General features: G+C 51.4%; 22 protein-coding genes. 17 read left to right on the forward strand and 5 right to left on the reverse strand.

Going from position 1 to position 23,100, the window contains the following annotated elements; all coding sequences use genetic code 11:
• Position 1 precedes the first annotated feature (1 nt).
• From NSU01_RS08585 to NSU01_RS08635, 11 genes are all read left to right on the forward strand, one after another.
• On the forward strand, positions 2-1,252 hold the full coding sequence (locus NSU01_RS08585) for a DUF58 domain-containing protein (RefSeq protein ID WP_076242538.1): 1,251 nt from the start codon (positions 2-4) through the stop codon (positions 1,250-1,252).
• Positions 1,249-3,486: a transglutaminase-like domain-containing protein gene (locus NSU01_RS08590; RefSeq protein ID WP_076242539.1), complete on the forward strand. Its 2,238-nt coding sequence runs from the start codon at positions 1,249-1,251 to the stop codon at positions 3,484-3,486. Before NSU01_RS08585 ends, NSU01_RS08590 begins: the two co-directional genes overlap by 4 nt.
• A 95-nt stretch (positions 3,487-3,581) precedes the next feature.
• Positions 3,582-4,106: a YqeG family HAD IIIA-type phosphatase gene (locus NSU01_RS08595; RefSeq protein ID WP_042140875.1), complete on the forward strand. Its 525-nt coding sequence runs from the start codon at positions 3,582-3,584 to the stop codon at positions 4,104-4,106.
• Positions 4,106-5,236, forward strand: coding sequence for a ribosome biogenesis GTPase YqeH (gene yqeH, locus NSU01_RS08600; RefSeq protein WP_076242540.1), 1,131 nt, complete (start codon positions 4,106-4,108; stop codon positions 5,234-5,236). Before NSU01_RS08595 ends, yqeH begins: the two co-directional genes overlap by 1 nt.
• A 40-nt stretch (positions 5,237-5,276) precedes the next feature.
• A complete protein-coding gene (gene aroE, locus NSU01_RS08605; RefSeq protein WP_076242541.1) occupies positions 5,277-6,173 on the forward strand; it encodes a shikimate dehydrogenase in 897 nt (298 codons plus the stop codon).
• 37 nt (positions 6,174-6,210) lie between these two features.
• Positions 6,211-6,504 carry a ribosome assembly RNA-binding protein YhbY gene (gene yhbY / locus NSU01_RS08610; protein WP_036697934.1) on the forward strand — a complete coding sequence of 98 codons (294 nt, stop codon included), beginning with the start codon at positions 6,211-6,213 and terminating at the stop codon, positions 6,502-6,504.
• 80 nt (positions 6,505-6,584) lie between these two features.
• Positions 6,585-7,187: a nicotinate-nucleotide adenylyltransferase gene (locus NSU01_RS08615; RefSeq protein ID WP_042134817.1), complete on the forward strand. Its 603-nt coding sequence runs from the start codon at positions 6,585-6,587 to the stop codon at positions 7,185-7,187.
• Positions 7,159-7,737, forward strand: coding sequence for a bis(5'-nucleosyl)-tetraphosphatase (symmetrical) YqeK (gene yqeK, locus NSU01_RS08620; RefSeq protein WP_042134819.1), 579 nt, complete (start codon positions 7,159-7,161; stop codon positions 7,735-7,737). The genes NSU01_RS08615 and yqeK overlap by 29 nt, the downstream gene beginning before the upstream one ends.
• Positions 7,734-8,081, forward strand: a complete 348-nt coding sequence (gene rsfS, locus NSU01_RS08625; protein ID WP_039308297.1) for a ribosome silencing factor — start codon at positions 7,734-7,736, stop codon at positions 8,079-8,081. Before yqeK ends, rsfS begins: the two co-directional genes overlap by 4 nt.
• On the forward strand, positions 8,078-8,995 hold the full coding sequence (locus tag NSU01_RS08630; protein WP_039308300.1) for a S1-like domain-containing RNA-binding protein: 918 nt from the start codon (positions 8,078-8,080) through the stop codon (positions 8,993-8,995). Before rsfS ends, NSU01_RS08630 begins: the two co-directional genes overlap by 4 nt.
• A gap of 22 nt (positions 8,996-9,017) precedes the next feature.
• A complete protein-coding gene (locus tag NSU01_RS08635) occupies positions 9,018-9,788 on the forward strand; it encodes a class I SAM-dependent methyltransferase (RefSeq protein WP_042134823.1) in 771 nt (256 codons plus the stop codon).
• A gap of 119 nt (positions 9,789-9,907) precedes the next feature.
• On the opposite strand, the gene NSU01_RS08640 is transcribed toward NSU01_RS08635, so the two are convergent.
• Both NSU01_RS08640 and NSU01_RS08645 read right to left on the reverse strand, forming a co-directional pair.
• Entirely contained in the window at positions 9,908-10,066 is a 159-nt protein-coding gene (locus tag NSU01_RS08640) for a hypothetical protein (RefSeq protein ID WP_042211365.1), read from the reverse strand.
• 150 nt (positions 10,067-10,216) lie between these two features.
• Complete coding sequence (locus tag NSU01_RS08645) at positions 10,217-11,176, reverse strand: winged helix-turn-helix transcriptional regulator (protein WP_042134824.1); 960 nt, start codon at positions 11,174-11,176, stop codon at positions 10,217-10,219.
• Between the two features lie 366 nt (positions 11,177-11,542).
• Between NSU01_RS08645 and NSU01_RS08650 the strand changes: the two genes are divergently transcribed.
• The 5 genes from NSU01_RS08650 to NSU01_RS08670 all read left to right on the forward strand — a co-directional run bounded on the left by NSU01_RS08650 (position 11,543) and on the right by NSU01_RS08670 (position 17,412).
• Entirely contained in the window at positions 11,543-13,066 is a 1,524-nt protein-coding gene (locus NSU01_RS08650; RefSeq protein WP_042134827.1) for an alpha-N-arabinofuranosidase, read from the forward strand.
• A gap of 64 nt (positions 13,067-13,130) precedes the next feature.
• On the forward strand, positions 13,131-14,462 hold the full coding sequence (locus NSU01_RS08655; RefSeq protein ID WP_042134829.1) for an extracellular solute-binding protein: 1,332 nt from the start codon (positions 13,131-13,133) through the stop codon (positions 14,460-14,462).
• 193 nt (positions 14,463-14,655) lie between these two features.
• Positions 14,656-15,549 (forward strand): sugar ABC transporter permease, encoded by an 894-nt coding sequence (locus NSU01_RS08660; RefSeq protein ID WP_039310521.1) that lies wholly within the window; start codon positions 14,656-14,658, stop codon positions 15,547-15,549.
• A gap of 1 nt (position 15,550) precedes the next feature.
• Positions 15,551-16,384 (forward strand): carbohydrate ABC transporter permease, encoded by an 834-nt coding sequence (locus tag NSU01_RS08665; RefSeq protein WP_042134832.1) that lies wholly within the window; start codon positions 15,551-15,553, stop codon positions 16,382-16,384.
• A 65-nt stretch (positions 16,385-16,449) separates the two neighbouring features.
• Positions 16,450-17,412 carry a family 43 glycosylhydrolase gene (locus NSU01_RS08670; RefSeq protein WP_042134833.1) on the forward strand — a complete coding sequence of 321 codons (963 nt, stop codon included), beginning with the start codon at positions 16,450-16,452 and terminating at the stop codon, positions 17,410-17,412.
• A gap of 737 nt (positions 17,413-18,149) precedes the next feature.
• Here NSU01_RS08670 and NSU01_RS08675 read toward each other — a convergent pair.
• The 3 genes from NSU01_RS08675 to NSU01_RS08685 all read right to left on the reverse strand — a co-directional run bounded on the left by NSU01_RS08675 (position 18,150) and on the right by NSU01_RS08685 (position 21,007).
• Positions 18,150-19,475, reverse strand: a complete 1,326-nt coding sequence (locus tag NSU01_RS08675; RefSeq protein ID WP_076242542.1) for a DUF4179 domain-containing protein — start codon at positions 19,473-19,475, stop codon at positions 18,150-18,152.
• On the reverse strand, positions 19,414-20,010 hold the full coding sequence (locus NSU01_RS08680) for a sigma-70 family RNA polymerase sigma factor (RefSeq protein ID WP_076242543.1): 597 nt from the start codon (positions 20,008-20,010) through the stop codon (positions 19,414-19,416). Before NSU01_RS08680 ends, NSU01_RS08675 begins: the two co-directional genes overlap by 62 nt.
• 142 nt (positions 20,011-20,152) lie before the next feature.
• Positions 20,153-21,007: a helix-turn-helix domain-containing protein gene (locus NSU01_RS08685; RefSeq protein ID WP_076242544.1), complete on the reverse strand. Its 855-nt coding sequence runs from the start codon at positions 21,005-21,007 to the stop codon at positions 20,153-20,155.
• Between the two features lie 453 nt (positions 21,008-21,460).
• Here NSU01_RS08685 and NSU01_RS08690 point away from each other — a divergent pair, with 453 nt between their 5' ends.
• Positions 21,461-23,095, forward strand: a complete 1,635-nt coding sequence (locus NSU01_RS08690) for an extracellular solute-binding protein (RefSeq protein WP_076242545.1) — start codon at positions 21,461-21,463, stop codon at positions 23,093-23,095.
• The last annotated feature ends 5 nt before the right edge of the window (positions 23,096-23,100 follow it).

Raw genomic sequence — 23,100 nt, forward strand, 5'->3', positions numbered from 1 at the left:
GATGAGGAGCATCCTAGCGGGAGCGGCCGCTGTCATTCAGCCAAGGAAGTTCATGGGCGTGCTTGCGATCTGGGTCATCACACTGCTCTATGTGCTGTTTCAGGGCGGCAAAACCTCGTTCATGCTGTTCATTATGGTATCGGTTCTAATCCTGTATCTAATCATTGGGGGACTGGGCGGCGTCCGGCGGGCCAAAGGCACCCGCAGCCTCTACTCGGAGCAGGACAAGCCTGATCTGCTCTACGCAGGCGGTTATCTGCGGGTGAAGCTGAATGTTAACATTCCGGGTTTTCTGCCTTTGCCTTATGTGGTGGTGCGGGAAATTCTGAAGCGCCATAACGGGGAATCCTGGGTGTTCGAGGAGAGTCTGGTCCCCAGCCTGAGAGGGCGGGGAGAGCTGCTGTTCCAGACACCGGTGCTGGAGCGGGGCTGCTACACCTTCGAGAGCACGGATATCCTCAGTGAGGATATCTTCGGACTGATGGAGCACAAAGGCACATTCAAGGCCGAAGGACGGTTCCGCGTGCTGCCCCGGGCAGTCGTAGTGCCGCGCTGGCAGCTGTATGAGCGGAGAGCGCGCCTGTCCGGGCCTCAAGCCTCGCTGCTCCAGTCCCGGCGCGAGACCACGCAAATCAACGGTGTCCGTGATTATGTCTACGGAGACCGGCTGACACGGATACACTGGAATGCTACCGCGAAGACAGGGGCCTGGAAGTCGAAGGAATTCGAGCATGAATCGGTCCCCCGGACCATTCTGGTGCTCGATGGCAGTGCAGGTGCATATTACAGCTCAGGACAGTTCGAGCTGGCGGTTTCGATTGCGGCGTCACTGCTCGGGTTCGGCATACGCGAGCGAATCGGGATCGGCCTGTGCTGCCTGGATAAGGATACGAAGGTGTTCAGTCCGGCAGAAGGCAGTGCCGAGCGGCAGAAGATGATCCAGTATCTGATTGATATCAATGCGGAGGGCCGGGGGCCGCTGATTACAAGGCTGGACAAGGCTCAGCGGATGTTCCCCAAAGGCGCATACTTTGTGCTGATCAGCCCGCAGAGCGGCAAGCCGGTGCTGGATACCCTGCGCTGGGCAGACAGCCGGGGGCTGACCCCTTCGCATATTCATGTCCGCAATCCTGCCGCGAAGAACCGGGGGGAAGAATGGGCGGAGGTTCTCAAATCACGCGGGATCACCAGCTATAATGTCAGCTCGCTTCATGAGCTCCCTGCGGTACTTGGAGGTGATCCTATACGATGAAGCATTGGATGAACGGAGTCAAATCCTCATGGCATCACGCTTTGACACTGCTCTGGCTGATGATCATCGCCTTACAGTGGATTTCCTACACTGAGCCCTTCTGGCTGGAGGAGACCACAGCCGCTGTATTGCTGACTCTTGTTGCAGTAGCCTTAATTGAAATTATTATACCTGTTAAATGGATTTACCGCCTCATGCTTGAAGGTGCGGCGATAGTGTATCTCGTGTATCGTATTCTTCTGCATTACGGGGAATATGTTCCGAATCCCTGGCTGCCCACACTTCGTGAACGGCTGCCGGATATCATCACACATATGAATCCGTACATCTGGTTTGCGCTGGGTGCCTGGGCGCTGATGCTGCTCTCATCCTGGTGGGTGAATGGCAAGGCGCGGATTCTCATGTTCATCGGGATGAATATTACGGCGTTCGCCGCGCTGGACTCTTTTACAACATCTGTATTATGGCAGGAAGTAGCCTGGACCGTGTTTGCCGGAATGGGCTGGCTGGTCACCAGGCATTTAAGAAGCTTCCAACTGCATTATCCGCGGGGCTGGACCTATCTGCTCCAATATCCTTTCAAAGTAGCCCTTAATATAGCGATCATCTTCTCACTTGTCATTATTGCCGGAGTAAATATGCCGGATGTACGCCCTACACTGACTGACCCTTATACGGTCTGGCAGGAGTGGAGCGGAAATACACCTTCCTCCGGAACTTCCGCCGGCGGCAGCGGTGAAAGTTCAAGCGGTGAAGGAACGGGAGGAGCAACCACCTCCGGCTACAGTCTGAATGATGATAATCTTGGCGGCGGCTTTAACTTTGATTATTCGCCCGTAATGACTGTGACCTCCGATTTGCGCACCTATATGCGCGGAGAGATCCGGAGTACGTATTCCGGAAAAGGCTGGAGTGACGATGATACATTCAGCCGGGGAACCTTCAGGACAGTCCAGGTAGGAGAGCCGCTGGAGCCTGTTGCGGCCCCTAAGACAGAGACCCGGACACTGACGCAGACGGTTAAGCTGCTGGGCGGCAACAACTATCCTGTGCTCTTCGGCGGCTACTCGATTGTAAAAGTGAATTCTGTGGATGGAGTGGCGGAGAGCAACGGGCTGTCATGGCGGGGTGAAGACAGCGAGCTGCTGTGGAACGCGGCGGGCAGTGCACGCTCTTACCCGCAGACCTATGTGGTGACCTCGGAGGTGCCAGTGGTACCGTTTCAGGAGCTGAGCACACAGACTTATGAACAGCTGTACGGAGATCTTGTTCTTGACCCGTATCTCCAGCTGCCGGGTAACTTCCCGGAGCGGGTCCGTGCGCTCGCGGAGGAGATTACTGCCGGAGCACAGACGCCGTACGAGAAGGTCATGCTGCTGCAGCAATATCTGCAGCAAACCTTCCCGTACACGAATCAGCCGGATGTCTCACGCGCAAGAAGCAAGGATATGGTTGAGAGCTTCCTGTTTGAGATTATGGAAGGCTACTGCGATTATTATTCCACTGCACTCGTCACAATGGTGCGTTCCCTGGATATCCCGGCCCGCTGGGTCAAGGGCTATGCGCCCGGGGAACAGGCAGAAATCCCGGATAATCTGGCGCTTCAGCAAGGCGGTCTGGTGAATAATAACTATACGATCACGAACGCAGATGCCCACTCCTGGGCAGAGATTTATTTCGGTGACTATGGTTGGGTTCCGGTGGAAGCCACGCCCGGCTTCAATGTTCCGGTGCTGACCCAGACGGAGGAAGACAGCGTAGCAGAACCAGAAGTGCAGGAGGAAGAGCAAGCGGAGCCTGAACAGGAAGCGGCAAATACGGCCGCCGGAAGTGAAGGATTCCATCCTGGTGTTTGGGTAGTAACAGGAGCGGCGGTTGTTCTTCTGCTCTGGAGCGGCTTCCTGCTCTGGCAGCGGCGCATGAGTCTGCGGTTCCTGATCACGCGTCTGCGCATCGGCCATCAGCTGACTCCGGTACAAAAAGTTGTGGCAGAAACGCAGCGCTGGGTAAGGTATGTCCGAAGTAAGGGTATGCTGAAGAAAGAGCATGAAACTTTGCGCGAATCTGTGGAACGCTGGAGCCTTGAACGGCCTGCGGCGGCGGCAAATCTGTCCACACTCCTGGGCATGTTCGAGCGGGCGAATTACAGCCCTGAGGTTATTGAAGACAAAGACTGGCACAGCGTGTATACTGAAGCTTTGCGGCTGCGAAAAAGCATGAAATCCGGCAAGTAATGCTCCAGTATCATAAAGTACCGCTAACAGGTGGATTTTGACAGTTGGATATAGCGCTGGATACAAGTTTTCCGTATGAAAATGAGGTGAAAGTATTGTTTGAAAGGTTAGTTCCCAAACTCCGGGTAAATACGGTATTTGATATTGATCTGGAAGAGCTGTTCCGTCAAGGATACCGCGGGATTATTACGGATCTGGATAATACGCTGGTCGGCGCCAAGGCGCCTCTGGCTACGCCTGAGCTGCTGCTCTGGTTCACGAAGGTGAAGGAGCTTGGCTTCAAGCTGATCATTGTTTCAAATAACAATATGGACCGGGTGTCGCGCTTTGCAACGCCGCTAAATATTGAATTTGTACATCAGGCCCGTAAGCCGAGCAATGCCCCGTTTCTGAAGGCGATGAAGCTGATGGATCTGAAGCCGGAGCAGACGGTGGTGGTCGGCGACCAGATGCTTACAGATGTATACGGCGGCAACCGGCTCGGCCTGTATACGGTGCTCGTGCTGCCGATCTCCGTCAAAGATGAAGGCGTGGGCACAAGAATCAACCGCAGGGTGGAGCAGATTGCTCTGACACGTCTGCGCAAGCAAGGATTGTGGCAAGAGGAGGATAAATCTTAATGAATGTAGTGAACGACGACAAGAAACGGCCTGAGAAATGCAGCGGCTGCGGTATCAAGCTTCAGACTGTAAACAAGGAGCTTCCCGGGTATATTCCGGAGACTGCTTTTGAACGGGAACCCGTAATTTGCCAGCGCTGTTTCCGGATTAAGAATTACAACGAAGCTTCTTCCGTATCGGTGAACCAGGACGAATTCCTGAAGCTGCTCAGCGGAGTGGGCGAGAAGAACGCACTGGTAATCCACATTGTGGATATTTTTGATTTCGAAGGCAGTCTGATCTCCGGGCTGCAGCGGTTTGTCGGCAATAACCAGGTTATTCTGGCGGTCAACAAAAGCGACTTGCTCCCTAAGGTGACCAATTGGAACAGAATGCGCAACTGGATGCAGCAGCGCTGCAAGGAAGAGGGACTGCGCACGGCGGAGATTGTGCTTGTCAGCGCGAAGCGTAACCAGGGCTTCGACCGCCTGCTGGAGGCAGTAACCGAGCTGCGCGGACAGCGTGATGTCTATGTCGTCGGAGCGACCAATGTAGGCAAATCTACGCTGATCAACCGGCTGATCTCCGATTACAGCGACCTGGAAGAGGAGCTGACTACCTCTCGTTATCCGGGCACAACGCTGGATATGGTCAAGATTCCGCTGGATGACGGCCATTACATTATTGATACTCCGGGGATTGTCTATCCTTGGCGGTACAGTGAACTGGTTGAACGTAAGGATCTGGGCGCTGTAATGCCGGAGAATCCGCTCAAGCCTGCAGTGTATCAGCTGAATGAGGGCCAATCGCTGTTCTTCGGCGGACTGGGACGTTTCGACTTCGTTCAGGGCGAACGCCAATCCTTCACCTGCTATATCAGCAGTACGCTGAAGATTCACCGCACGAAGCTGGAGCGCGCCGATTCGCTGTATCAGGACCACCGCGGCGAGCTTTTGTCGCCTCCGGGAACGGCGGATATGGATAAGCTGCCGCAATGGCAGCGTCATGAATTCCGCATCGCCAGGAATAGTGAGACGGACCTGTTCATCTCCGGCCTGGGCTGGATCAAGGTGAACGGTACGGCAGGTGCGGTTGTGGCCATACATGTGCCGCGCGGCATTAAGGTGCTTACCCGTCCTTCGCTGATCTAACTTAAGCGGATGCTGACAGAACCTGCAGGAGGGCGATACTATGGCTGAGACAGGCCTGAATGGTAAGGATGGACACCCGGAGCTTCTGCTGGGCGTAATGGGCGACCCGATTGCCCAGTCCAAATCTCCGCTGATGCACGGTGCGGCGCTGAAGGCGCTTGGACTCTCCGGCGCTTATGTGCCGCTGCATATCACTCCGGACAAGCTGGGGGATGCCGTGCAGGCGGTCAAGACCCTCGGCTTCCGCGGGGTGAATGTAACCATTCCGCACAAGGTTGCGGTGATGGACTATCTGGATAAGCTGGATGCCAGCGCGGTGGATGTCGGTGCGGTCAATACGATTGTTAACGACAACGGTGTGCTGACCGGCTTCAATACGGATGGAATCGGATATGTCCGTTCGCTCAAGGCGGAGGCTGCGCCCGAACTCGCAGGCACCCGTATTCTGGTGATTGGAGCCGGCGGGGCAGCCAGAGGCATTGTCTCGGCACTGCTGCAGGAGCGTCCGGCGTCTATCCTCATCGCCAACCGTAATGAGGAGCGGGCCCATCAGCTGGCAGACGGCTTCCGGAATAGAGGGAACGTAGCCGGAACGGGTATGGAAGCCGTTTCTTCCGTCATTGGCAGCATGGATATTGTGATCAATACGACCTCGGTAGGCATGTTCCCCCACATAGGGGAGATGCCGATAGATCCGGCTTGGCTTCATGAAGGAATGATCGTAAGCGATCTGATATACAATCCGCTGCACACCCGGCTGCTTACGGGGAGCCTGCAGCGGGGCTGCATCATTCACGGAGGGCTGGGAATGTTCGTCTACCAGGGTGCCTATGCGCTGGAGTACTGGACAGGACTCGCAGCACCCGTAGATATCATGCGGCAGACTATTGTGGATTGCCTCGGCGGGAGTGCCGGGGAAATGATTTCGGCGAAGTAAGGTAATAATATATGTTAATTAAGGAGTTTGTTCATTTATGTTAACTGGTAAACAAAAACGCTATCTCCGCTCTTTGGCCCATCATCTGGATGCTGTATTCCAGGTCGGCAAAGGCGGCGTCAACGATCATCTGATCCGTCACATTGAAGAAGCTATTGAGAAACGCGAGCTGATGAAGATCAGTGTGCTGAACAACAATGCCGATGATCCTAAGGAAATTGGTGCCGCGCTTGCCGAGCAGTCCGGTTCGGAGCTTGTTCAGGTAATCGGCAAGACGATCGTTCTGTACAAGGAATCACGTGATAACAAAACGATTGAGCTTCCCCGCTAAGGATTGATGCCGCAGCTCCCGCACCTGTGCGAGAGTTGCAGCCGGATGAAGTTCATCGGATAATAGGGGGAGGTAACCTCTTGAAAGTAGGAATAATGGGAGGAACCTTCGATCCTCTGCATATCGGCCATATGATGGCCGCGGAAACCGCGCGGGAGAGCTACGGTCTGCAGGAGGTCTGGTTTATGCCTTCGCATATTCCGCCTCATAAGCACGAGGCCGGAGCGAGCGGCGAGGACAGGCTGTCCATGGTGCAGGAAGCGGTTAAGGACCATCCTGCTTTTGGCATTCTCGACTGGGAAGTGGTCAGAGGCGGAGTGTCCTATACCCTGGAAACGGTGATCAGCCTGCAGGAGGAGTATCCGCAGCATGAGTTCTTTTTCATTGTCGGAGCGGATATGGTTCAGTATTTGCCCAAATGGCAGGGGATTGAGGAACTGGTGCAGAGGTTGACCTTCATCGGTGTCGGGCGTCCCGGGACTCCGCTTGATCTTGGGCTGCTGCCCGGTTTCATTGCGGAGCGGGTAGTGCTGGCGGATATGCCGCTGGTGGACCTCTCCTCCACAATGCTCAGAGCCCGGGCTGCCGAAGGGAAATCCATCCGCTATATGGTGCCGGACGCTGTGTTTGATTATGTTCAAAGGAGTGGATTATATGGGGTACAGCCGCGAAGCGCTGATTGAAGCGGTTTCTGACCAGATGCCGGACAAACGCTGGAAGCATACACTCGGCGTAATGGAATCCTCTGTGAAGCTGGCGCAGCGTTATGGCGCTGATCCTGAACGGGCTGAGACAGCGGCAATTCTGCATGATGTCGCCAAGTACTGGCCTGTAGAGCGGATGCGGGAGATCATTGAACAGAACGGGTTATCCACCGAGCTTTTGAAATACGACAAGCAGCTATGGCATGCTGAGGTGGGCGCTTTTGCCGCTGAGCATGATTATGGAATTACGGATATTGAGGTACTGGATGCCATCCGCTACCACACCTCGGGACGGGAGAACATGAGTCTGCTGGAAAAAATTGTATGTCTGGCCGATTATATTGAGCCTGGACGGGATTTCCCCGGTGTGGATGAGATACGCAGGCTGGCTAAGGTCAGCCTGGAGGAAGGGCTGGTAGCGGGACTGGATTCTACCATCAGCCTGCTGCTGGAGAAGCGCCGGATCGTGTTCCCGCTTACGGTGCTGGCGCGCAACGATTTAGTAAGAATACTGGAGGATAAAATATGAGTGTACAATCAAACAAACTTCTGGAGCTGGCGCTAAACGCCGTTCAGGACAAAAAAGCAATGAACGTGGTGGCACTGGACCTGCGCAGCGTGTCACCGATCAGTGATTATTTCATTATCTGCCACGGTAATTCGGATACCCAGGTGCAAGCGATTGCTACTGAGGTTCGCAAGGTAGTTCATGAAGCCGGAGGAATGATCAAAGGCATCGAAGGTATGGACGCAGCCCGCTGGGTACTGATGGATCTTGGGGATGTTATCGTCCATGTCTTCCACCGCGATGAACGCGAATATTACAACATCGAGCGTCTGTGGTCTGATGCCAAGGTTGTGGAAACGGTATGAGTCTGATAGCTGGAACTACGGTTACGCTTGAAGTGATGCGGGAGGTATCCCCTTACGGGTACTTCCTGAGCGCCGGTGACCAGGATATCATGCTTCACTACACCGAGCTGGTCGGCAGCAAGCCGAAGATCGGTGACAAGGTTGAAGTGTTCATCTTCTTCGATACCGAGGACCGTCCTGCAGCTACAATGAAGAAGCCTTACCTGACGCTGGGTGAAATGGCGCTGCTTGAAGTGGCCGATATTCATCCGCGTCTGGGCTGCTTCCTGGAGATGGGGCTTGGACGCCAGCTGCTCCTGCCTATCGGCGAGCTTCCGGAGCTGGTGGAGCTGCGTCCGCAGATTGGTGACAAGGTATTCGCCATTATGGAGCATGACAAGCAGGGGCGTCTTCGGGCCAAGCTGGCCGGAGAGCAGGAGCTGGCGCCGCTGGCGCTGCCCGCACCTGAATCATGGCAGGGGCAGACTGTAACTGCGCGGGTATACAAACCTCTGCAGATGGGTACCTTTGTACTTGTAGATGCTGGTGTACTCGGCTTCGGCATCATTGGTATGGTTCATTCCTCTGAGCGCAGCCGGCTCTTGCGTCTGGGTGAAGTGATTGAAGCACGGGTAGCGCATATCCGCGAGGATGGCCGGGTCAACCTCAGCATGGGCCACCGCAAGGAAGTGGGCCGTGATGTGGATTCAGCGGCACTGCTGGATTTCCTGGCTACCCGTCCGGGCGGCGGCATGCCGTATTCGGATGCAACGCCTCCGGATATTATCAAGCAGCGCTTCGGCATCAGCAAGTCAGCCTTCAAGCGTGCGCTGGGCAAGCTGATGAAGGAAGGGCTGGTTACCCAGAAAGAGAACTGGACCTATCTGGCCGGCAAGGAAGAGGCCGATTCGGAGCCTGAATCTGACAACCAATAGTTTATAGAAAGCGGTGTACGCAGTGTCCTCCTATGGGAAATTTGCTTATGTATACGATGAGCTGATGGCGGATATGCCGTATCCGGATTGGCTGACCTTCGCAGAGACAGCATGGAGTAAATACGGCAAGCCGCGTACAGTAGCCGAACTCGGCTGCGGTACCGGCAGCCTGACCATTCCGCTGGCCGCGGCAGGTTATCATATGACGGGGATTGATCTCTCTTCGGATATGCTGGCTGTGGCTCAGCGCAAGCTGGAGCAGCAGCCGCAGGGACGGCGCTTTTTGCGGGAAGGCAGTGTACGCTGGGTTAGACAGAATATGAAGGAATGGGAGATGCCGGAGCCTGTGGATTCGGTTATTTCCTTCTGCGATTGCCTCAATTACGTACTGGAGGAACAGGATGTCAAGGATGTATTTGCCTGTACCTATGCCGGACTTAAGCCGGGCGGAACCTTCCTGTTCGATGTACATCATCCGAATACGCTGACGCGCTACGAGGAAGAACAGCCCTTCGTGCAGGATGAGCCGAACGTATCCTACATCTGGACCTGTGAGCTCGATGTGCCGCGCCGTGAGATTGAGCATCACCTGTCCATCTTCGCCCGTGAAGAGGGCCGCCAGGATGTGTACCGGCGTTTTGAAGAGACGCATACCCAGCGCGCCTATGATCCGGACTGGATGAAGCAGGAGCTGCTGAAGGCCGGATTCAAGGACGTTAAGATCTATGCGGACTTCGAGTGGATCGAAGCGGATGATTCCGCCCAGCGGCTGTTCTATGTAGCTGTGAAATAAACTTTATGTACTGTGGTCCTTACCCGTAGGAGGGTGGGGGCCTTTTTTTGTTGTTTCCGTATATTGTGATAAAAGGAACCGGCCCGCAGCATCGTGCGGGCCGGCATCTTCCAATGTGCTTACCTGTGTTCGAACAAATCGATGGTGCCGAGTACAATATGCGCCAGACCAAATCCAAGAATGCCTGTTGCAGCCATCTTATATCTGCTGCCTAGAAAAGCTGCGCTGGAAGCAGTTACTACGGTTCCAAGAACGGCGGGTATTATACCTTCACGCATTCGAAACACTCCCTCACGGTAGTTTGAAAGACATTCGTTAGTGTGGGTTAAGGAGGGAACAATTATGCAGGGAGTTCTTTACCCGGCGGTCCGCATAAATAAAAGACCATCCTCCGCCCGGGAGGATAGTCTTGCTGATTGCAAAGCCAGTCAGTCTATGGCCCCCGCCGTTGTCACAGGGCGGGAGGGATCGTCCACCTCATGCACATTATAGAGCACTCGCGCCAGCAGATCCTGGCTGTAATTGCCGAAATGCTTGCCGTAAATGGTCAAGCCGCGTTTGTTGACCGGCTTGTCGGTGACGGCAATGCGGAAGGTCAGCTCGCTTTTGTAATCCAGCTTGATATCGTCAAGGGTGATGTCCGAGATGCGGCAGCCGTCAATGAAGCTTCCTTCATTGTTGATCCGGATCAGCTTCAGCATGCCGTACTGGTTAAGATGAGGCGGCCACCAGTCGGGATTGAAGGTACCGCGGGCATCTCCGAAGTCGCCGGGGCTGGTCCAGAAACCGATTTCGATTCCATTCACATAGAAGTACAGGTCTGAAGGATAGTTGTCGTTGAATCCGGGAGCCTCAGAGCCAATCTCCATGGAGAATTGAATCTCACGGAAGGTCTGGTTGGCTTTGAGATAGTTCGGAATCCGGTATTCCAGGAACCCTTCGGCCATCCAGATAATCTCGGAATCAATCCGCTGGGGATCGGCGAAATAACGCGGCTCGTCGAAGTCACCGATAATGCTGTCTTTGGTGGCCAGTCCGCAGGTAGGGACCGCCTGATAATTGCTGTAATGGCCAACCTGGATTTCGACCTCGTACAGATTGTCGACATCCTTGCTGCGCAGATCCACCATCAGCTTATCTTTATTCAGATAGCAGACCTTCTGGATGCCATGCTTGCCTACCGAGGTGTTGATCTCGATCAGGCCGCTCTCCTCCAGCTTCTTGATATGCATCGTAATTGCACCATTGCTTAGTTTAAGCTTCTTGGCAATTTCATTCAGGTTCAGCGCCTGGTTGGTGGCCAGCAGCTCGAGAATCTGAATCCGGATCTCGGAGCTGAGCGCCTTGAAAATATCAATCCCGCTCATCAGATCTTTAATGTAAATCATATTTAGGATACCTTCTTCCAGTGAGGTCGTTTAGAACAAACTATTTTATAAAATTATAAACCATTTGAGTTAAAAAGGAAAGATTTCTTCCTTTATTTGTAGTTTATAATTAAAAACTCAGCTAAATACGATTTAAAGTATACGTTTACTTTATACTTATACAAATGAATTAAGCTGTTATATTGCGAAAAACGAGGTTGTATTTCAGAAAACAAGCCATTTATTGATTTTAGTTTGAATATGTATGAATAGATTTATATTTTTCTGTTTACAGAGACCTTTACATATGTTATTTTATACCTGTAAGCGAATACATTCAAATGTTTTCTAATTATTTCACTATTATATGAAACGGTTGGTGATGATATGACTTCTGGTGCATTAAAGGCAACGCTGATTGTAGATAAATCCTTTGTAATTGCTGAAGTGGATAAGCGGATCTACGGCTCATTCATAGAACATCTGGGGCGGGCGGTCTACGGCGGAATATACGAGCCCGGACATCCCACTTCAGGCGCTTCCGGCTTCAGAGCCGATGTGAAATCACTGGTGAAGGAACTGGATGTGCCAATTATCCGATATCCCGGAGGAAATTTTGTATCCGGTTACAATTGGGAGGATGGTGTAGGTCCGGTAGAACAGCGTCCCAGACGTCTTGAACTGGCCTGGAGGACGGTTGAGCCTAATGAGGTAGGTACCAATGAATTCATGAACTGGGCCAGAGAAGCGGGTTCAGAGGTCATGATGGCAGTCAATCTCGGAACACGCGGAGTAGATGCAGCACGTAACCTGCTGGAATATTGCAATCATCCCGGAGGAACGTACTGGAGTGATCTGCGGAGAAGCCACGGAGTAGAGCAGGCCCATAAGATCAAGACCTGGTGTCTGGGCAATGAAATGGACGGACCCTGGCAGATCGGTCAGAAGACGGCTGTGGAATATGGGCGGCTGGCTTATGAGACAGGAAAGGCGATGCGCCTGGTAGACCCGGACATTGAGCTTGTCTCCTGCGGAAGCTCAAGCTCGGCGATGCCGACCTTCCCTGAATGGGAAGCGGTTACTCTGGATCATACCTACGACGTAGCCGATTATGTTTCACTGCATCAATATTACGGAAACCGTGATAACGATTCGGCGAACTTCCTGGCACGCAGCATGGACCTGGAGCATTTCATCAAGACGGTCACAGCCACCTGTGACTATATCAAGGCGAAGAAACGCAGCAAGAAGACGATGTATCTCAGCTTCGATGAATGGAATGTATGGTACCACTCGAACGAATCAGATACGAAGATTGATCCCTGGACCATCGGTCCGCCGCAGCTTGAAGATCACTACAACTTCGAGGATGCCCTGCTGGTCGGCAGCATGCTGATTACGTTCCTGAGACATGCAGACCGGGTGAAGATGGCTTGTCTGGCCCAGCTTGTCAATGTAATTGCACCAATAATGACGGAAGCAGGCGGTGCTGCCTGGAAGCAGACCATCTTCTATCCTTATCTGCATGCTTCCAAATATGGACGCGGTGTTTCGCTTCAGCCGATTGTGAATTCACCGAAGTACGATGCACAGGATTACACTGATGTTCCTTACCTGGACAGCGCGATTGTACATAATGCGGAGCAGGGGGAGCTGACTATTTTTGCGGTGAACCGTCATTTGGAGGAAGGCCTGCACCTGAAGGCCGATATCCGGGGCTTCGAGGGGTATACCCTGCTTGAGCATATCGTTCTGAAGCATGATGACCTGAAAGCTGTGAATACGCCCGCAGAACAGAAGGTACAGCCGGTGCAGGCTGCCGGTACCGTATGCAAGGATGGTTACGTAGACACACTTCTCTCCAAAGCTTCGTGGAACGTAATCCGGCTGAAGAAAAGCGCAGGCTTGTGAGCCGGACTGTAAGAGCAGTTCTTATATAACTGATATTTTGTACACAAATAAGGGAGGTTTAAGGATGAAGAAGAAGGGGTTTCTCGCATTAATGGTAGTGGCTATGGTAGTATTCCTGGCGGGTTGTGGAGGGTCATCGAAGGAAGAGGGCGGAGAAAGTTCGGTACTTAATGCCGGTGCCGGCGAGAGTGCGACTGAACTCTCCTACTGGACATTCGTTGAATTACACGGCCAGCATTTTGAGAAAATGCTAGAGAAATGGAATGCGGCCAATCCTGATCGTCAGATCAAGCTGAATGTTACAGTAATGCCTTATGACGATATGCACAACAAGTTATCGATTGCCGTGCAGACGGGCGTAGGCGCACCGGATATTGCCGATATTGAATTGGGTAAATTTCCTGACTTCCTGGCCGGAACACCACAGCTGGAACCGCTTAATGATGTAGCTGAGCCTTTCAAGGGTACAGTTGTGCAATCCCAGCTGGATTTGTACAGCAAAGAAGGTAATATCTACGGCCTGTCTACTCACGTAGGGGCAACCGTTGCCTTTTATAACACAGAAATTCTCGAACAGGCAGGAGTCGATTACAAGACGATCGTAACCTGGGATGATTTCAAGAAAGCCGGCATGCAAGTGTACGAAAAAACCGGCAAATACATGGGTACCGCTGACACAAGCGCTATCTGGCAAGAATCGCTCCTTTTGGCACAGCAAGGCTCTGACCTCACTGATGAAGCCGGCAATCCAAAGGTGAATTCACCGGAGCTGGTGAAAGCCCTTACTATGCTCAAGGATCTGCAGGACAACAATGTAATCTCCACCATCGCCGGAGGGCAGCCGGATACAGAAGAAGCTTATGGTGAATACAACTCCGGTAACTATGCAGCAGCCTTCATGCCGCTATGGCAAATGTCGAGATACACGAACTACATGGCGGACTTGCAGGGCAAGATTGCCATTGCTCCGCTTCCGGTGTTTGAGAAAGGAATGCCAAGATCGTATGGCGGCGGCGGAACCGGTACTGTCGTAACCAAAACAGCCAAAGATGTGCAGCTGGCTAAAGACTTCATTGCTTATGCGAAGCTTTCCCTGGATGCCAATATCGAAATCTGGAACACTCTCGGCTTTGACCCGATCAACATGAGCGTATGGGATATGAAAGACGTGACTCATAATCCTGAGAATCAGTTTGTGAAGTATTTTGTCAACAACCCGTTCGATGTATTAAATGAAATTAAAGACGAAATCCAGCTGATCAAATCCACATCGGCTTCACCGACCATCAATAATGTTCTTTGCACAGTTACCCTAAATGAAATCTTCGAGGACGGCAAGGATGTACAGAAGGCGCTCGATGACGCACAGGCACAAATTGAACAAGAGTTGAAATAACCGGATAGTTAAACTGGGAGAGCTACTCTGCGGGCAGAGTAGCTCTATTTAAAAATATAAGAATTTATATGTTTCACACCTTAATTTATCCTTCTATTTCTCGCTGAAACGATACCGTCCTTATGAGGACAGCAAAGCCGTTTCCACTTGAACTAAAGCACTATCCAAGTTCCACCATGAAAGGAGTAGAGCAATGTTTAAAAACTTTCTGTACTCGCAAAAGGTCGCTCCTTACGTGTTCGTGCTGCCCTTTGTGCTGGTGTTCCTCATTTTTTGGGTATATCCCCTGCTTAGCTCGTTCGGTATGAGTTTTCAAAAGGTAACACTAGGCCAGGAGGCGCAGTGGGTAGGAATCGATAATTATACTAAGCTGATGAGCGACACGATCTTCTTCAAGGCCGTCCGCAACAGCGGCGTATATATGATCCTGACACTGCTTATTCTCATTCCTTTTCCAATGCTGTTCGCGGTCCTGATCAACAATAAATTTATGTGGGGACGGGAATTCTTCAAATCCTCCTTCTTCTTTCCGGCACTGACCTCGGTGGTTGTAGCCGGTACGATCTTCAGATTAATGTTCGGTGAAATGGAGGGCTCATTGATCAACAGCCTTCTGGGCGTATTCGGTGTAGAGCCGGTTAAATTTCTGAAGGGGCAGGTCACGGGATTTATCGCCCTGGTCGCCTTGGCCAGCTGGAGATGGATGGGGGTCAATATGCTGTATTTTCTGTCCGGCCTGAAGAACATTCCGGATGATTATTATGAAGCGGCATCGATTGACGGAGCGTCAGCTTTTCAGAAATTCACAAGAATCACCATGCCTTTATTGAAGCCTACAACCATATATGTACTGACGATCAGTATTTACGCCGGTCTGGCCATGTTTATTGAGAGCATGATGTTATGGAACGGCAATAATTCCCCGAAGAATATAGGCCTTACCATTGTCGGGTATCTGTACCGCCAGGGAATTGAAAAGAACAATCTTGGATATGCGGCTGCGGTGGGTATTGTGCTGCTCTTGATTACCATGGTGATCAACCTGACACAACTGGCCTTTAGCGGCATGTTTAAGAAGGAGGATTAAGATGAAAAAAGAAACTGCAATCAAAATCGTCCTCTTTGCCTTCTTTACGGTAGTATGCATCCTGATCCTGATACCGTTCTATGCAGTAACGATTGCCTCCTTTAAGCCTGGTGAAGATTTGATCCGATATGGGCTGAATCTGAAGTTCGACCTTTCGGTAATGAATTTCGATAACTTCGTGTACCTGTTTACAGGCGATCATGCCTACTTTACATGGTTCTTCAATTCGGTGGTGCTTACGCTGGTGCAGGTAACGTTGACCTTGCTGGTAAGTGCCACAGTGGCTTATGGTTTCTCGGCATATGAATTCAGAGGGAAGAACTTCCTTTTTATATGTGTGCTTCTTATCATGATGGTTCCATTTGAGATTCTGCTGCTGCCTCTGTATACCTTGACCAATAATATGGGGCTGATGAACAGCTACTCTGCAATTATTCTGCCGGGGATAGCCGGTGCAGCGACGATCTTCTTCTTCAGACAATATTTAAGCGGAATTCCGAAGGAAATCATTGCTGCCGGCAGAGTGGACGGGGCCAGTGAATACGGGATTTATTTGCGCCTGATTCTGCCTATTATGAAGCCTTCATTCGCCGCAATGGCGATCCTGAACGGTATGAACAGCTGGAACAACTTCCTCTGGCCGTTCATGGTGCTTAGCAGTGAGCACAAATATACCCTGCCTATCGGACTCAAGACACTCCTGACTCCATATGGCAACAATTATGATTTACTTATTGTCGGCTCTTTTTTCTCCATTCTTCCCATTCTGGCCTTATTCCTGGCCTTCCAAAAGTATTTCATCGACGGGATGACCGCAGGAGCGGTGAAAGGGTAAGGCTTGCCTGTAATGTTCTTAGATGAATTCTTAGATAAAAAGATCAGATTAAAGGAGAAACCATGATGAGCACAAATAGAGAGTACAGTAATCCGCTTGTAGAGCAGAGGGCGGACCCTTGGGTGTACAAACATACAGACGGCTATTACTATTTCACGGCTTCCGTACCGGAGTATGACCGGATTGAAGTACGCAGAGCTGCAACAATTGAAGGGCTGAGAGAAGCGGTACCAGTCGTAGCCTGGCGCAAATATGAGAGTGGTCCGCTCAGTGCCAATATCTGGGCTCCCGAAATTCATTACATTGACGGCAAATGGTATATTTATTTCGCTGCCGCCCGGACCACCGAAACGAAGGAAGGGCTGTTCGACCACCGCATGTTCGTGCTGGAGAATGCTTCGGCGAACCCGCTGGAAGGGGAATGGGTAGAGAAAGGCCAGATGAAGACTGCCTGGGAATCCTTCGCCCTGGATGCCACATCGTTCGAGCACAAGGGAGTGCGGTACTATGTATGGGCGCAAAAAGACCCCGATATCGAGGGGAATTCCAACCTGTATATCTCGGCCATGGCGAACGGCTGGACGTTAACAGGTCCGCAGACCATGATCGCCACGCCGGAGTATCCGTGGGAGATTATTGGCTTCCGGGTGAATGAAGGCGCAGCAGTGCTGAAGCGCAACGGCAAGATCTTCATGAGCTTCTCCGCGAGCGCCACTGACTACAATTACTGCATGGGCCTGCTCACGGCGGATGAGGACAGCGATCTGCTGGACGCGGCCTCCTGGACCAAACATCCTGAGCCGGTCTTCAAGACCAGTGAGGAGAATGGGCAATACGGCCCAGGGCATAACAGCTTCACAGTGGATGAGAACGGTGAGGATGTGCTGATCTACCATGCCCGCAACTATAAGGAGATTACCGGAGACCCGCTGTACGATCCGAACCGCCACACCCGGGCCCAGCGCCTGCATTGGAATGAAGACGGCACGCCGGATTTCGGCGTGCCGGTGAAGGACGGCGGGAAGTAACGGACCGGTTCCCGTCCCGGAGCCGCAATGGCAGATGACTGGCCTGCGGATGCAGAAAGTTTCTGCTATATAGAGTGAACTTAAATTCAGCTTATGTAGACAAAAAAATCCCGCAACCCTGATAGGGGAGCGGGATTTTTTGCGTCTTGCTTTTAGTTGATGGGTTATAACTGTATTTAGTACAACTAAAGTCACCAGTTATTGCGCGGTAAGTATTATAGTTGTATTCTCTGCAACTATATTGACCTTTGTGCCGCATAGGAGCACTTTTCTATACTTTTAGTTGTACAGAATACAATTAAGAGGCCGAATTTGCTTAGGGGCCGTCTTTTAAGTGTACGGAATACAACTATCGGTGAGAGTAGCTACTCTTAAGATATTCTTGATAACCTGACGTTTGTGTGAGTGCTCTGAGTGGTCTATTGAATTCATGCGAGATCCTGCACAAAATACAACATTTTCCTCAGGATATTGGCCCTAATCCAAGATTGTTGTATGAAATACAGCATTTCTTCTCCGCCAGACGGTTTAGCCGGATAATTCTTGTATTTCGTACAACATTCCTCCCAAACATCCGGATATACAGGGGGCCAAGTTGTAAAACGTACAACATTTATGCCTAGGTGAAGCTCTGTGCCGCGAATTGTGGATTGAACACCGAACACCGAACACCGAACATAGGAAGCTCACTCCACTCCTGCTGCCCGGCGCGGCACTTCGGAGACAATAGTGTATTTCTAATGTTTCTTGCCATCTATAGGAACTGTAATGGTCTTGTTATAAGTCTTAATGTAGTGGTATCCATCCAGCAGCAGGAACTGCGGCGCATCCTCCGTATTGAACGAATAGGTCCGTTCCCACAGGATGTTGCCGTTCTTCAAGTCCCACGGACGGGACTGGGATATAGAAGCAACGGGAACTGTGGTTCCTCCGGCTTGAACAGCTAAAGTCTCTGTGTCGAGGAAGGTGAACTGCTTCCCGGCGATCACGATATCATAGCCGGTACCGGTCCGGGTAACACTGCGGATCCAGAGCTTCTCCTCGCCAAGCAGAATGGAGCGGTCAGAGGGTGCGGCCAGGGAGACAGGCTGTTCTATTTGCTCATATCCGGTGAAATTATCGAGTACCAGTTCAACGCTTTGCAGCTTGTCTGTCGGGAGCACATCGTATTCGATTTCAAAATCCGTGAGTCCCGTTTTGCCGGAACGTGCCGAACGCATGGACCAGTAATTCACTTCAATCCCATTCACATAGAGCTTGGTTACAGCCGAGAATCTCGGAGTCTCCCCATCTTCCAGTTCATAATGCCCCTTCACAAGGGTTGAGGTCGGAGAAGCTGTAATAGAATCATAGTGGACAGTTCCCTGATCAACCGGAACAGCTTGGGATATATCCGCTGTGAGCAGGCTTTTCATGGCTTGGTTCGCTTCAAATTTGAAGGAGACAGGATAGTGTGCCACTGTTCCATTCTCCAGCCACTCGCTGAATGTAACGGTCAATGTTCTGGAGAAGGGGCTGGCCGGCTCAAATTTGTATACTCCCTCGAAACGGGTACCGTCTTTGCTGCTGCCGCCGCTCCCCCCCAGGGGATCTGAATCCGTCAGGAACCCTTCCAGTTTATCTACTCCGTAACGGAGAGAATAGTTGCCGGCAGGGAAGTTGCCAGTATATACACTGCCTGAAGCCGGATCAATGCTGTAATACATCGTCAGGGCGTTGTCGTCCGCAATTACCCCGTTAATGGTAATAACCGTTCCGTCATCTAACGTTTTGCTTTTATGGACGCTTTGACCGTATCCGTGATCCGCCAATTCAGTGAAGGCCATGGTATCCAGTTCGCTTTTACTAAACAGCTTCCCGCCGTAATAAGCAAATGCAGGATATTGATAGATGCCCACCGTCAGAATAAAGGCTGCAGCTGCTGAGGCAACCCAGGTTCTCACTCTACTCCGGGTTCTTGTCTTCACAGGAACACGCTCAAGCGCTGTTCGAAGTCTGCCCTCAAGTTCTGATGGGGTCATGGTCTGCTGATGCTCCTGTAATCTCTCCTCGATCGTTCTCATAACGGTCACCTCCGATCATGGCTTTTAGTTTCTGTATGCCCTGCGAGATTCTTGACTTGATTGTACCGACCGGTGAATCGGTCATCTCGGCAATTGTCTGATAGGGAAGATCATGAACATAGCGGAGTTCAATCGCTTCCCGCTGCCGCGGGTTCAGGTGAGCAAGCAGCGCCGACATGTCCAGCTCAGACTCCGTATAGCGGTAGGGGTTATCTGCAGTCCATGCGGCAAGTGAAGGCTCCAGGTCGTCTTCACCGTCCAGAGGAAGATAACGCTCCTGCTTGCGGAGGACGGTCTTGCAGCGGTTCACGAGTATCGTTTTGCTCCAGCTGTAGAAGGCCTCCCTATTGTTCAACTGCTCCAGCTTCTCGTAAAGCGTAACAATCATATCTTCCATGACATCCATGGCATCGTGCTCATTGCCCATATAGCTGTAGGCAAGCCTGTAATAAGCGTCCTGTTCAGCTAAAATTAATTGTAATAAGGCTTCTTTGTTACCCCGCTGGGCTTGTCTCACAAGACGGCTTACATTCATGTTCTCACCTCTTTCATAGATAAGAGTCCGCAGAGGTTCTAAAAGTTCATCATGCACAAAAAAAATCTCCACAGCCTGTTCTCGGGGGAATGAGTAGCCCCTGGGAAGCCGCGGAGGAATTAGTATGATGAGCTTTCTTAATTCATTCGTAGAACAGCAGACGTTTGGCATAAGCGTTGCGGAAGTCGGTGGGGGTGAGGCCGACGATCTTTTTGAACGATTTCATGAAATTATGGCAATCCTTATAGCCGAGCTGCAGCGAGACTTCACTGACATTCTGGTTGGTGTCGGCCAGCAGGAATTTCGCCAGCTCCATCTTCTGCTGCAGAATATATTGCTTCAGGGAGATCCCGGAGATCACGGTGAACAGATGGGAGAGATATTTCTCATTGTAGCCGAAGTAGGCGGCGATTTGCGATACCTTGATGTGTTCACTGCGGCTCCACTTGATGTAGTCCACAATATCGTTATAGAGCTGCTCCTGCTTCGTCTTCTTGAGCGGGTCAGCATCGGCATTGCAGGTCTGGTTGTACAGCTCGCATAGAATCACAGTAGCCATGTAGTTGTTGAGTGTAGTCTGATTGTAGCCCCGCACCGAATCCTGCAGCTGCTTCATCATTACGATGATTTTCTCCAGGCTCCGGAGGGTTCCGTACTGGGGCAATAGAATCCGGTTATCTTCCTTGTCATAGGTGCGCGGGGAGAGATCGGTAACCTGAATCCCGCTTGTGGAATGAAAGTGCAGCCAGTAGAAACTGCATTCAGAGGACTTGTACCCGTATTGCTTGGTGAGCGGGGGGAGGAGCAGATACTCTCCTTTGGAGACCACGAATTGCTGGTTGTCACCGGCCAGGTAGAGCACCCCTTCGGTCATAACGATAAGCTCATAATCCTGCAAAATTCTGCTCAGATGGACCCATTCTGCAGAGGGGGCGACAAACTTGCCGGTAATCTCCAGATTCACTGGTTTATCCACAATCAGCTCGAAGGCAGTCATTTGCATGTCCCCTTTTTTCTGACTTTAGTACACTTCTTCTAACCTTTATTATTCCTTAATCCCGGCATGAAGTAAAGCGCTTCCCAAATAAAAAGTTTAGGTAATGACTAACCTTTTTACACATATTCGAACATTAAACTATTTATCCGAATTTGAAATAAGGGTAAGCTGTAGATAAGACAAACAGACAAACTTAACCCATATTCAAATAAAGGAGATGAGGCAAAAAGCTTGTGAAATATGGCATTTGCGCTACAAATGGCGAGGGCATATTTTTTTAGAGTCTTATGTAAGCGTATACATTTTTGTGCGGGCAAAAAGCCGGAAACAAATTGGATCAGAAATGTGTGAGGAAAAATCCGGAAAAACAGAAGCGGTTTCGGTTAATTTTAACAAATGTTGAAATATATCTTGCTTGACCATAGAGGCGGACAGAAAAAGGGAGGATACAAAATGAAGAAGTTACTAACGGGTATGCTCGCGCTTATGCTCGGTGCGGCGGCGTTATCGGGATGCTCCGGCGGCAACAATACAAATACAAATACAAATACAGATGCTGCCGGTGGCGGAGATACGGGCAAGAAGGTGAAGCTTACAGCAATTATGACCAAACATCCGCTGACCCAGGAATTCTCCAAAATGCAATGGCTGCAGGAGGCCGAGGAACGCGCCGGCGTTGAAATTGAGTGGCAGGAGGTAACGGCGGACTGGGATCAGAAGAAGGGCACACTGCTTGCCAGCGGCGATATTCCTGACCTGATTGTAGGCGTGAATTCCATTACGGATGCCGACTTCTCGCAGTTCCCGGGCCTCTTCGAGGATATGACCGGACTGATCAAGGATTACGGCCCTAACGTGCAGGCGATGTTCGATGCCAAACCGGAGACCAAGGTGATTGCCACACAGCTGGACGGCAAAATCTACGGCCTGCCCAAATACCAGAGATTCTGGCCGGAAACCACAACACGCCAGTTCATTAACCAGAAGTGGCTCGACAATCTCGGCCTGCAGATGCCTACGAACTGGGATGAGCTGTTCGATGTGCTGAAAGCATTCAAGGATGAGGATGCCAACGGAAACGGCGATAAGAATGACGAAATTCCGATGGATTTTGCCCCTACAGGAACTGTGGCGTTCGGAGCCTTTATGCCGACCGTGCTGATGGGCAGCGAAGGGATCACGCTGACGGATAACAGCGGACTGGGTTATTTCGTCGAAGACGGCAAGGTGAAGAACTTCTTCACGGATGAGCGCTACAAAACACTGGTCGCGTTCCTGAACAAATGCTTCAGCGCCGGACTGATCAATCCTGAAGTGTTCACCCAGGACTATACCAAATACCAGTCCGTTGCCCGCGGCAACGGTGAGACAGCAGCCGTCGGCTTCACCTGGGGCTGGGAGGTCACGGACAGAGTCGGTAATACGCTGGCTCCGCAGTATGCCTCGATGTCCCCGCTCAAAGTATCGGCTGATTCAACCAGCAAGATTTCCTGGAGCTATGATTACAACTCCCTGAACTATGGGGTGAATGCAGTACAGATGTCCGCCCAATCCAAACACAAGGAAGCGGCCATGAAGTTCATCAATGAATTGTATGATCCTACTGTAAGTATGCAGGTGCTATTCGGCTCCCTCGGAACGAATATCGGTGACAACGGAGACGGCAGCTACAGTATTCTGCCTCCTGCGGATGCCGCGATGGACCCTGGTACCTGGAAATGGACCTCCTCCTGGGCGGATAACGGAGCTATGTATATTGCCGATTCCCTTAAGCTGACGCTGGGTACGGATATGCAGTCTGTCGGCAGCCAGACAGAGCCGCTCAAAGCAGCGCTGGACGGGATCAATAAGGATACGGATGTGCTGCCGAGCATGTTCATCAAGTACAGCGCGGCGGATAACAACACGATGAGCTTGAATAACACCGGTATGATGTCACTCGCCCTGTCGAAATGGTCGCAATGGATTACCAAGGGCGGCATTGATGCCGAGTGGGATGACTATGTGAAGAATATCGGGAAGACCGGTGTGGACAAGAATATTGAGATCATCCAGAAATATTATGACGATTACAAAAAGAATCAGTAAGCGCA

Origin of the sequence: Paenibacillus sp. FSL H8-0259 (assembly GCF_037963255.1) — a bacterium.
GTDB classification, from domain to species: Bacteria; Bacillota; Bacilli; order Paenibacillales; family Paenibacillaceae; genus Paenibacillus_AQ; species Paenibacillus_AQ phytohabitans.

Coding starts and splice junctions, on each gene's coding strand:
- NSU01_RS08585 (WP_076242538.1), top strand. CDS start 2: ATGAGGAGCATCCTAGCGGGAGCGGCCGCTGTCATTCAGCCAAGGAAG.
- NSU01_RS08590 (WP_076242539.1), top strand. CDS start 1,249: ATGAAGCATTGGATGAACGGAGTCAAATCCTCATGGCATCACGCTTTG.
- yqeH (WP_076242540.1), top strand. CDS start 4,106: ATGAATGTAGTGAACGACGACAAGAAACGGCCTGAGAAATGCAGCGGC.
- aroE (WP_076242541.1), top strand. CDS start 5,277: ATGGCTGAGACAGGCCTGAATGGTAAGGATGGACACCCGGAGCTTCTG.
- yhbY (WP_036697934.1), top strand. CDS start 6,211: ATGTTAACTGGTAAACAAAAACGCTATCTCCGCTCTTTGGCCCATCAT.
- yqeK (WP_042134819.1), top strand. CDS start 7,159: ATGGGGTACAGCCGCGAAGCGCTGATTGAAGCGGTTTCTGACCAGATG.
- rsfS (WP_039308297.1), top strand. CDS start 7,734: ATGAGTGTACAATCAAACAAACTTCTGGAGCTGGCGCTAAACGCCGTT.
- NSU01_RS08630 (WP_039308300.1), top strand. CDS start 8,078: ATGAGTCTGATAGCTGGAACTACGGTTACGCTTGAAGTGATGCGGGAG.
- NSU01_RS08640 (WP_042211365.1), bottom strand. CDS start 10,066: ATGCGTGAAGGTATAATACCCGCCGTTCTTGGAACCGTAGTAACTGCT.
- NSU01_RS08645 (WP_042134824.1), bottom strand. CDS start 11,176: ATGATTTACATTAAAGATCTGATGAGCGGGATTGATATTTTCAAGGCG.
- NSU01_RS08650 (WP_042134827.1), top strand. CDS start 11,543: ATGACTTCTGGTGCATTAAAGGCAACGCTGATTGTAGATAAATCCTTT.
- NSU01_RS08655 (WP_042134829.1), top strand. CDS start 13,131: ATGAAGAAGAAGGGGTTTCTCGCATTAATGGTAGTGGCTATGGTAGTA.
- NSU01_RS08660 (WP_039310521.1), top strand. CDS start 14,656: ATGTTTAAAAACTTTCTGTACTCGCAAAAGGTCGCTCCTTACGTGTTC.
- NSU01_RS08665 (WP_042134832.1), top strand. CDS start 15,551: ATGAAAAAAGAAACTGCAATCAAAATCGTCCTCTTTGCCTTCTTTACG.
- NSU01_RS08670 (WP_042134833.1), top strand. CDS start 16,450: ATGAGCACAAATAGAGAGTACAGTAATCCGCTTGTAGAGCAGAGGGCG.
- NSU01_RS08675 (WP_076242542.1), bottom strand. CDS start 19,475: ATGAGAACGATCGAGGAGAGATTACAGGAGCATCAGCAGACCATGACC.
- NSU01_RS08680 (WP_076242543.1), bottom strand. CDS start 20,010: ATGAATGTAAGCCGTCTTGTGAGACAAGCCCAGCGGGGTAACAAAGAA.
- NSU01_RS08685 (WP_076242544.1), bottom strand. CDS start 21,007: ATGACTGCCTTCGAGCTGATTGTGGATAAACCAGTGAATCTGGAGATT.
- NSU01_RS08690 (WP_076242545.1), top strand. CDS start 21,461: ATGAAGAAGTTACTAACGGGTATGCTCGCGCTTATGCTCGGTGCGGCG.